This is a genomic window from Thauera phenylacetica B4P, assembly GCF_000310225.1.
Lineage (GTDB): Bacteria > Pseudomonadota > Gammaproteobacteria > Burkholderiales > Rhodocyclaceae > Thauera > Thauera phenylacetica.
In genome coordinates, this window is the sequence record NZ_AMXF01000367.1 from 1 (window position 1) to 2615 (window position 2615).

Annotated in this window: 2 protein-coding genes; both read left to right on the forward strand. The window is 74.6% G+C overall.

Annotated features, from left to right (window positions below):
* On the forward strand, positions 1–1834 hold a 1834-nt coding region (locus C667_RS22015; RefSeq protein WP_004385289.1), incomplete at its 5' end, for a transglutaminase TgpA family protein.
* Positions 1831–2615 (forward strand): lytic murein transglycosylase (locus C667_RS22020; protein WP_004385292.1); only part of this gene is annotated, 785 nt, incomplete at its 3' end. The genes C667_RS22015 and C667_RS22020, both read left to right, overlap by 4 nt.

The following is a 2615-nucleotide window of genomic DNA, read 5'->3' on the forward strand; positions in this document are numbered from 1 at the left end:
CCTCGGCCTGCTCGCCTGGCGCGCGCTGCTGCTGTGGCGCGGCAGCCGGCCGCCGCCGGGCGCGCTGCTGTTCGCGCTCGCACTCGCCGTCGCCGCGGGGGTGCGGCTGGAGTTCGGGCACTTCTTCGGCCGCGAGCCGGGGGTGGCGGTGCTGGTGCTGCTGCTCGGACTCAAGCTGCTGGAGACGCGCGCGGCGCGCGACATCCGCGCCGGGGTGCTGCTGTGCCTGTTCCTGCAGCTCGCGCTCTTCTTCGAGGACCAGTCCCTGCCGGTGGCCGCGCTGGTGCTCACGGGCACCCTGCTCGCGCTCGGCGCGCTGGTGGCGCTCGCCGACCCCGACGGCAGCGAACGCGAGCGCCTGCGCACCGCCGCCACCCTGCTCGCCCAGGGCCTGCCCTTCATGCTCGTGCTGTTCGTGCTCTTCCCGCGCATCCAGGGGCCGCTGTGGGGCCTGCCTGCGGACGCGTTCTCGGCGCGCACCGGGCTGTCGGAGACGATGCGGCCGGGCTCGATCAGCGCCCTCGGCCAGTCCGAGGAGATCGCCCTGCGCGCGGCCTTCTCCGGCCCGCCACCTCCACCCGCACAGCGCTACTGGCGCGGCCCGGTGCTCGGCCGCTTCGACGGCCGCGAGTGGCACGCCGACCCGGCAACCGAATCCGCCTCGCCCGCCTACGTGCCACAGGGCGAGCGCATCGACTACCTGCTCACTCTCGAGCCTCACCAGCGCCGCTGGCTGCTCGCCCTCGAACACCCGGGCGCGGCGCAGCCGCACATCCGCTACACCAGCGACCTGCGCGCGCTCGCTGCCGAACCCCTGCGGGCACGCGCACGCTTCGCGCTCGGCGCGTATCCGCAGACACCGGTGGGGGTGGAGGAAGCGCCTGCGGTCCTCGCCGCAGCCACCGCCCTGCCCGCCGACAGCAACCCGCGCAGCCGCCGGCTCGCCGCCGAACTCGCCGCCGGGGCGCGCGACCACGCCGAGATCCTCGAGCGCGTGCTCGGCCGGCTGCGCGCCCTGCGCCTGGGCTACACCCTGCGACCACCCCTGCTCGGCCGCCATTCCGCGGACGAGTTCCTGTTCGATACCCGGCGCGGCTTCTGCGAGCACTTCGCCTCCGCCTTCGCCGTGCTGATGCGCGCCGCCGGCGTGCCGACGCGGATCGTGACCGGCTACCAGGGCGGCGAGCTCAACCCGATCGACGGCCACCTCGTGGTGCGTCAGTCCGACGCGCACGCGTGGGCCGAAATCTGGCTGCAGGGACGCGGCTGGCTGCGGGTGGATCCGACCGCGCTCGCCGCGCCCGAGCGCATCGACGGCGGGCTCGCCGCGGCGCTCGCCGGTGCCGGCGAGCTCCCGTGGATGCTGCGCGCCGACATGGCCTGGCTGCGCGACCTGCGCCACCGCTGGGAGGCCGTCGCCAATCTGTGGAACCAGCAGGTCCTTGGCTACAATCCCGAGCGCCAGCGCGAACTCCTCGCCCGCCTCGGGCTCGGCGCGGGCAGGCTGGCGCAGACCCTCGGCGTGCTCGCCGGTGCGGCCGTGCTGCTGTTCGCGACCCTTTACGCCTGGAGCCTGCGCCGCTCGCGCACGCGCGACGCGCTCGCCGAGACTTGGGAGCGCTTCTGCACGAGGATGGGCGAGCGCGGCCTGCCGCGCTCGCCCTGGCAGGGGCCGCGCGACTATGCCGAGGCGCTGGCCGCGCGCTTCCCGGAGCATGCCGCGGAACTACGCGAGATCTGCACGCTCTACGCTCGCCTGCGCTTTGGGCCGCACGCCCCGGAGCGCGGACTCCGGATCCTGCAAAACCGCATCGCCTCACTGCGACTGAAATGACCCCGACCTCCCTCCTCCCCGAACGCGCCCCCGCCCCTGTCCAGCCAACGGCACGCCGCCGCCCGCTCGGCGCCCTCGTCGTCGCCGTCGCGATCCTGCTGGGCACGCCCGCGGCGGTGCAGGCCTCGTATGCCGAACGCGAGGATGCGCGCGCCTTCGCCGCCGAGATCGCCGGTCGCCACGCGCTCGACGCCGCCGAGGTCGAGCGCGCGCTCGCCGGTGCCCGCCACGATCCCGAGGTCATCCGCCTGATCACCCCGCCCGCGCGCAAGGGCGTGCGCTCGTGGCGCTCCTACCGCGCGCGCTTCCTCGACCGCACCCGCATCGACGGCGGCATGCGCTTCTGGCGCGAGCACGCCGACACCCTGGCGCGCGCCGAGCGCGACACCGGCGTCCCCGCCGAGGTCATCGTCGCCATCATCGGGGTGGAGACCATCTACGGGCGCAACACCGGCAACTTCGAGACCCTATCCACGCTCGCCACGCTCGCCTTCGACTACCCGCCGCGCGCCGAGCTCTTCCGAGGCGAGCTCGAGGCCCTGTTCCTGCTCGCACGCGAACAGGGGCGCGACCCGGCGAGCTACTACGGCTCCTTCGCTGGCGCCCTCGGCTACCCGCAGTTCCTGCCCAGCAGCATGCGCGCCTACGCGCTCGACTTCGACAACAGCGGCGCCATCGACTTCGAGTCCGACCCGATCGACGCGATCGGCAGCGTCGCCAACTACCTGCGCGCACACGGCTGGCAGGCGGGCGCGCCGGTGGCCGAGCGCGCCCGCGCAGC